We start from the raw sequence: 7,420 nt of genomic DNA, 5'->3' as shown, positions 1-7,420 counted from the left end.
CGGGGTGAGATCGCCGTGAAATTGTCCTTGGCGGCTCTGCCGCTTAGGACAAGGCCTGATTTTGAGACAAGCCGCGTCCTTTGCGGATTGGCTCAAAACAGCGCCCACAGCGAGCTCACCCCGAATTTCGCAGCGCAAGCTGCGGCCAAACTATCCCAAGAGTCCAGTGCTGCGGCCACAAAAAAATGCCGCTGAGCCTGACCGGCCAGCGGCATTTTGATCATTCATTCCAAGCGAATTGCCAGCGGAGAATTATTACCCCAGGTCAGCGCCATTGCTGGCGATCACCCGCTGATACCAAGCGAAGGAATCCTTCCGCGACCGCGCCAAAGTCCCTGCACCAGCGTCATTCTTGTCCACGTAGATAAAGCCGTAACGCTTGTCCATTTGGCCGGTGCCAGCGGACACCAAGTCGATACAACCCCAAGGTGTGTAACCCATCAGGTCGATGCCGTCGATAGTGACGGCCAACTTCATCTGTTCGATGTGCCGGCGCAGATAATCGATCCGATAGCTGTCATGGACCTTGCCATCGGCGCTGACCTGATCGATCGCGCCGAAGCCATTTTCCACAATGAATTGGGGCAGATGATAGCGGTCGTTGAACCAGTTCATCCCATAGCGCAACCCTTCAGGATCGATCGCCCAACCCCAATCGGACACTTCCAAATAAGGATTCTGCGTGTGGTTGTTGGCCTCATCATAGTGATAGTCTGGGCCATTGCCGTGATCTTCGATACAGTTGGACATGTAATAACTGAAGCCGATATAATCCACGGTGCCCTGCTGCAAGGCAACCAAATCTTCCGTCGTGATATCCAGTTGATAATCGCGCTTGTCGAAATACACCGGCAACCAGTTAGGGTAGCGACCGTTACAATGAACGTCGGCGAACCAGTACCGCGCTTGCATCGCCTTTTCCGCCGCCATGATGTCATGGGGTTTAGCGGTCAGCGGATAGATCGGCACCATGGCGATCATGCAGCCGATTTGATTATTCGGATCGATTTCATGACCTTTTTGGACGGCTAAGGCGCTAGCGACCAATTCATAGTGGCTAGCTTGGTACATTTCCCGTTCCATATCTTTATGCGGATCCATCGTCAAGCCGGAGTTGGTCATCAACGCGAAATCACTTTCGTAGTTGGTTTGGTTATTGATTTCGTTGAAGGTCATCCAATATTTAACTTGACCCCGGTAGCGTTCAAAACAAACCGTGGCGAATTTCACGAAAAAGTCGATCATTTTCCGATTACTCCAGCCACCATACTCCTTCACCAAATGATACGGAATCTCGAAATGCGACAAAGTGATCACGGGTTCGATGCCATACTTGTGGCATTCCGCGAACAGGTCATCATAGAATTTCAGCCCAGCTTCATTGGGCTCAGCCTCATCGCCATTGGGGAAGATCCGGGTCCAAGCGATCGACGTCCGGAAACATTTGAACCCCATTTCCGCGAATAACTTAATATCTTCTTTGTAATGATGGTAGAAATCGATGGCTTCATGATTGGGATAATTCTCCCCAGGAAGCACGCCAGCCGTGATCCGCCGCGGCACACCATTGGCGCCGGCGGTCATAATGTCGGCCACACTGACCCCTTTACCGCCTTCTTGCCAGCCACCTTCCAATTGATGAGCGGCCACTGCGCCGCCCCAAAGAAAATCTTTGCGTAATTCTGCCATTGATCCAACCTCTTTCTTTCGTGATCACGCCAGTCACGGCGCTATTCGCTTTTATTTTAACATTGATTGTGACAAGATAAGTCCCATTATTAAAAGTGTTGCGCCCCATTTCACCTCGTGGTATCAAGCCGGCCCGCACTGCTGGCTCAGGCCGTTTTCACCTCGGTTGCTCTTCTGAAAAAAGAGGCGCGCTGCTACATTGCTGTAAACGGCGGCCTCCTTTTTGTCGTGGGTATTTTTTGAATGGGTATTTTTTTAGTATTTTTGGAAATACTTTTTTGGATTTTTTTGAAAATTATTTTTTTGCGTATTTTTTTAATTTGGGTTATATCGGATTAGTTCCTTGGAGCGCAGGAGCAATGTCCTGCTGCCTAGCCTGCTATTTTGCTTCGTCGGCTTCGATTTCTTGGTCACTTTCACCTTGTTCTTGCTTGTACAAGATCGTATCTTGCTTCCGGGCGAACGGTAAGTAGATCAAGAAAGTGATGAAGAGCATCAAGGCTTGCCAGAGCGCGGTCCGCACACCGCCGACCAAGAAGCCAGAAATAATTGGTGGCGTGGTCCAAGCAACCATGGTCCCGCCGAATAGTGGGATCCAGCCTAACCGCAACGCGATCCAAGTCAAGGTTGCGGAAGCCATTGGTGCCAAGAAGAATGGAATCCCCATGATTGGGTTCAAAACGATTGGCGCCGCGAACAAAATTGGTTCATTGATATTGAAGATCCCTGGGGCGATCGACAAACGACCTAATGTCTTCCACTGCGCTGATTTCGCGAAGAAGAACATGAAGATCAACAGACCGATCGTCATCCCAGAACCAGTTACCGTCATAAATTGGTCCATTAATTGCTGTGTCACAATGTGGCCACCATTAGCAACGGTCAAAGCCTTGCCAGCATCGAGAATCTTTTGGTTGGCCAAGGCATTGGCTTGTAGCAAAGGTCCCATGATCCCACCAACGATCGTGGCCCCGTGAACACCAAAGAACCAGAGGAATGGTACCAAGAAGGCAATGGCCAGCATCCCACCGAAGGAGTCGGTCAACCCTTGTAATGGCGTTTGGATCACTTTGTAGATCCACTCGGTCATCGTTGACGCGGTGACCTTGTCGAAGAACAGGTAAACTAACATGAAGCCCGTAATCAAAACGGCCGCAGGAATCAAAGCGGTAAATGAAGCGGAGACGTTGGCTGGCACCTGTTCAGGCATTTTGATGGTGAAGTTCTTCTTCAAGAACCAGCTGTAAACAGCCCCCACGATCAAGCCGATCAAGATCGACGCGATCATCCCTTTACCACCAAGCCAGTCACGGTCGATGAAAGTTGTTTGCGCCATTTGCGCCGCTGTCGCCAATGTTTTGTCGCCGACAGTGACAGGGTTTGATGGACGCATAACCATCAAGAAACAAGTTGCCGCCAGCAAACCAGCTGGCAATGGTTCAAAGCCTTCCTCACGAACGTAAGAATAGGCGATCCCGATAACAGCGAATAAGGCCATGATGGCGAACGAAGCATTATAAGCCACATTCCAATATGGCACCATGCCCGTGCTTTCCATCCAAACCTTCCACGATTCAACCGGCAGATTCCCCAACAATAGGAAAATCGACCCGATGATCGTAAATGGCATAACATACAACATCCCACTCTGCAGCGCTTTGATCGGCCGCGTTGCCACGAAGCGCATGACCCCAGGCAAGATGTGCTTGTTGATCCAATCGTTCATTCCAACCACTCCTCTATAATAGATGTGAACCCAATAGATGTGACACAATCATAATGACACAATATAATGACGGCAAGCGTTTTCCAACGCTTACAAACACATTATAGCGGGTCAGGGTACGAAAGAGAAGTGATTTCATGAAAACGGTTACAAGTTCCGTAGGTGTTACGTGTTCCATTGCTGTAACAAGTGACAAAAACAGGCGTTATTCCCCGTCAACAAAGCGTTCCGCAATGGTTTCGAGCAGATAGACCACCGGGATTTGCGTGGTCAAATTGATATGATCGTCCGTCACGCGTTCCGGCATATAGTAGGAAACTGTCACATCGGCCAACCGCCCCAGCGGCGAATTCTCGTGATTGGTAATGGCGATCACTTTGGCCCCGTGACTTTTGAAATTCCCGGCGCGAACCACCAACTCATCAGTCGTTCCCGAAACCGACAACACGATCAACAGCGTATCATGGAGATCATAATTCCCGAAATAGCGGGGTTGGAACGGATCGGTGATCGAATAAGCCAACCCGCCTGCGTTGGACATGAAGCGCGCGCCATAATCCGCCAAACTCCCCGAACTACCGATCCCGAAGTAAACCAACGTCTTGGCCGCCCGCACCAGCGCCAAGCACTGGCAGATCTGATGCTCGAATTCATCCCGCGAGACCTTGGTAAAGAAATCCGTCAATGGCGTGTTGATGTCATAGGCGGGATAAATTTTCTGTTCATGCAGCAACTGATCGCGAATCAGGTATTTCAATTCCGAGAACCCGTTCAGCTTCATTTTCCGACAGAACCGCCTGATTGTCGCCGTTGACGTCTGGCTAGCCTGGGCCAGTGTCCGCACCGTCATTTTCTGAACCGCCTTGGGGTTCTTGAGAATGTAGTTGTACACATCCAATTCCGCTTCCGTCAACTGCTTCAAATCGATATTGTCAAACATCCGCTCACTCCCTTTTGACTTCATTGTAACATGTAACAGCGCAACCCGTGGGCGAATTTTGAACAGTTACGAGCAATGATTCCTCGGAGTTTGACCACGATTTCTGCTTTCAGATTACTTGCGCGCAAAAAAAGCGATTTTCCCGAGGGAAAATCGCTTCAGTGTGGTAACGGTCAGGCTCAACAACTGGGCTGAGTCTGACTCGCCAATCAAGGTTCGTTCCACAACGTTCCTTGAACGTGACACTCGCAATCCGGCGAGCCACCTGATGCGAAGCAGGCGGAAGTCGCGCCACGATCGTTTGCCCAGAAAATGGGCGCTCGACTCATCGCATGGCTTTATTTTACCACAAAAATAGACTGAGGGATAGCGGTTTGGCGGGATTGCTTTAGTTCGGACTGGGACTTGATAAAAGTAGGTTGGCCGCAGCTTGCGCTGCGAAATTCGGGGTGAGCTCGCTGTGGGCGTCACTTTGAGCTTCGCAAAACCCGCGAATCTCAAAGCTGAGCCTTGGTCTAAGTGGCAGAGCCACTAAGACCAATTTCACGGCGATCTCACCCCGAATTTCTCCGCTCCAGCCGCTCAACGTTATAGCAGCCGTTTGAGCACTCACGCCAACTGACAAGCTGTTGCCAATTGATGGGGAACCACGCCATTGACGACCGTGGTTAGTGGTCATCATTTTTGCATTGGTGACACCAGTGCAGTCTTTCTGATAAACAATGCTAGATCTCAGTGAACTAACTGAATTGGTCGGTTTCCAACCAGAATTGGTTTAAGCAAGTGAGATAAGGCTGTCGGCACTAACCGAAATGTACCCACTTACGTCCCCAAATTCGTTGATGTTGCCGTACCACCAAAAAAGTGGGTAATTGTTTGATCTCAATCTTGCAAAAGCACTTCGTCAAATCCTTCGCCGCGATTGCAGATAGGTACAATTCTGCCTAGCAACCGCCTCAGGACGTGTGGCTCAGCGGTGAGATTATTCTTAGCGATTTATCGCTTAGAATAAGGCCTGATTTTGAGACAAGCCGCGGTCTTTGCGGATTGGCTCAAAACAGTGCCCACCGCGTTCCAGCCACGACAAACGTCCTGAGGCGGTTGCGTCACAACTCAAACCCAGCACATCCGCAGTCAAGCGCAAAGAACCGGAACAGAGACAGAATTCCGCCAAACAAATCAGGGCAACCAACCGCCCACCCAACCAGCTACTGATCCTTCGAGGTCGTTTTTGTCGGGGTGATCACCGGCGGCTTCGACTGTTGCCGCCGCCGTCGAATCCGCGTCCACACCTCAGCGAAGAGCGACGTCAACATGAAGCCGATGGCAATCGCGCCGGCGACCATGGCGACCCGAAACGAATAGACGATGGCCTGATCGACACTGCCCAGCACCATTTCGTAAACCGCCTGGTACGCTGTCACGCCTGGTACCAGCGGCACGATCCCCGGAATGTTGAATAGAATTGCCGGCATTTTTTTCCGGCGAGCGAAAATCAGACTCATGATCCCGAGAACAAGCGAACCGGTCACGTTGGCGATCATGCGACCTGCTCCGAGTTGGAAAACGGTCCAATAAGCCAGCCAACCGACCATGCCGCACAGTCCACAGGCGTGCAGCGCACGGCGGGGATTATTGACGCAGATGGCAAAGGCCGCGGTGCCCAAATAGCTAAAAGCGGCCTGGATCAAAAAAATTACCCAAAGTGGCATGCTGGACACCTCCTACATAAAGAAACGGAACATCAGACCGATGCCCGTCCCGATCGCGCAAGCCGTCAGAAACGCCTCCACCGCGCGCACCGTGCCTGTCAATAAGTGCCCCGCGAACAGATCTCGCAACGAATTCGTCAGAGGCACCCCTGGCACCAGCGGCATCATCGCGCCGATCAAAATATTATTGATATTGCGCCCGATCCCGAAATGAACCGCCCCATAAGCCAGGATCCCAATCGTTAACGCCGCCAGAAATTCACCTAGGAATTTGACCTTGGTCCACAAGCTAATGTAATAGTTGATCAAGTAGCCGCCGCCACCAATCACCCCGCACACCGCAAAATCAACCCAGTCATATTGCCCGGAAAAGAGCACCATGAACATGGCGCTGACCACCATTGACCCCAGCACTTGCAACCACAAGGGAAAAAAGTCCGTATGCCGATCGATCTCCTCCAAAGCCGTGTGCAACTGCCACAGTCCCACTTCATGTTCGGCAAATTTCCGCGACATCGTATTGACCCGCTGAACCTTTTCCAAGTTGATTGTACGCTGATTGATTTGACGGAATTCAGACACTGGTTGTCCCTTAACGCCGAAGAACAAGCCAGTCGGCGTCGTGTAAACAACGCTGTTGGGCACGCCAGCGTTAAAAGCAATCCGGGTGATCGTATCCTCAACGCGATACATTTCGGAACCACTTTCGATCATGATTCGGCCTGCCATCAAACAAGTGTCGATCAACAAGTCCATTTTGTAAGCTGAAATAGGTAATGGTGCCTTTTCCACGGTGGGCCCACCCTTCATCGTATTGCGACCAGTCAGAATCGCTGTTTATTTTATCATACCCAGCGCGCCCACCGATTACAACCGCTTTGTCAAAATTAATCCCGCAAAAGCCGTTAACAGCGGTCAGAGACACCATTGAACCCATTAAACCTCAATTAAACCTCAATAGACCTCAGCCTCTGATTTTCAGCACAAAAAAAACCGAGAATTTAATCTCGGTTTCACTTAGCGTGGCAACGCCCTATCCTCGCAGGCAGTCTCCCACCAACTACTTTCGGCGCTAAGAAGCTTAACTTCTGTGTTCGGCAAGGGAACAGGTGTACCCTTCTTGCTATCGCCACCACACTCTTTACTTTGAAAGAACTTTCGCTCTCTCAAAACTGGATCCTATGTCACTGCTTTAACCGTTTTGCAACTCTTTTGACCTTTGGTCAAGTCCTCGACCGATTAGTACTGGTCAGCTCCATACGTCGCCGTACTTCTACACCCAGCCTATCTACCTCATATTCTCTGAGGGGTCTTACTAACTTACGTTATGGGAAATCTCATCTTGAGTGGGGC

7 protein-coding genes and 2 rRNA genes are annotated in these 7,420 nt (G+C 50.6%); 1 reads left to right on the top strand and 8 read right to left on the bottom strand.

All coding sequences use genetic code 11. The features are described 5' to 3' along the window. The coding region (locus EKM94_RS11975) for a hypothetical protein (RefSeq protein WP_225422234.1) at window positions 1-195 on the top strand (195 nt) is incomplete at its 5' end. A 60-nt stretch (window positions 196-255) separates the two neighbouring features. On the opposite strand, the gene EKM94_RS11970 is transcribed toward EKM94_RS11975, so the two are convergent. The 8 genes from EKM94_RS11970 to EKM94_RS11935 form a co-directional block, all read right to left on the bottom strand. After that, a complete protein-coding gene (locus tag EKM94_RS11970; protein ID WP_125602336.1) occupies window positions 256-1,689 on the bottom strand; it encodes a 6-phospho-beta-glucosidase in 1,434 nt (477 codons plus the stop codon). Between the two features lie 379 nt (window positions 1,690-2,068). Beyond that, window positions 2,069-3,415, bottom strand: a complete 1,347-nt coding sequence (locus tag EKM94_RS11965; protein ID WP_125602333.1) for a PTS sugar transporter subunit IIC — start codon at window positions 3,413-3,415, stop codon at window positions 2,069-2,071. 205 nt (window positions 3,416-3,620) lie between these two features. Further along, window positions 3,621-4,355, bottom strand: coding sequence for a MurR/RpiR family transcriptional regulator (locus tag EKM94_RS11960; RefSeq protein WP_164511237.1), 735 nt, complete (start codon window positions 4,353-4,355; stop codon window positions 3,621-3,623). A gap of 388 nt (window positions 4,356-4,743) precedes the next feature. Next, window positions 4,744-5,037 (bottom strand): hypothetical protein, encoded by a 294-nt coding sequence (locus tag EKM94_RS11955; RefSeq protein ID WP_125602327.1) that lies wholly within the window; start codon window positions 5,035-5,037, stop codon window positions 4,744-4,746. Window positions 5,038-5,563: 526 nt separating this feature from the next. Then, window positions 5,564-6,067, bottom strand: a complete 504-nt coding sequence (locus tag EKM94_RS11950) for a threonine/serine exporter family protein (RefSeq protein ID WP_125602324.1) — start codon at window positions 6,065-6,067, stop codon at window positions 5,564-5,566. Window positions 6,068-6,079: 12 nt separating this feature from the next. Continuing rightward, entirely contained in the window at window positions 6,080-6,823 is a 744-nt protein-coding gene (locus tag EKM94_RS11945) for a threonine/serine exporter family protein (protein ID WP_125602343.1), read from the bottom strand. Between the two features lie 264 nt (window positions 6,824-7,087). Continuing rightward, window positions 7,088-7,204, bottom strand: a 5S ribosomal RNA gene (rrf, locus tag EKM94_RS11940). An 82-nt stretch (window positions 7,205-7,286) separates the two neighbouring features. Beyond that, a 23S ribosomal RNA gene (locus EKM94_RS11935) occupies window positions 7,287-7,420 on the bottom strand; the annotation flags it as partial.

This window comes from Lapidilactobacillus achengensis (assembly GCF_003946655.1).
Taxonomy (GTDB): domain Bacteria; phylum Bacillota; class Bacilli; order Lactobacillales; family Lactobacillaceae; genus Lapidilactobacillus; species Lapidilactobacillus achengensis.
The sequence above is the reverse complement of the archived record's forward strand: the minus strand, read 5'-3'. Positions and strand labels throughout refer to the sequence as shown.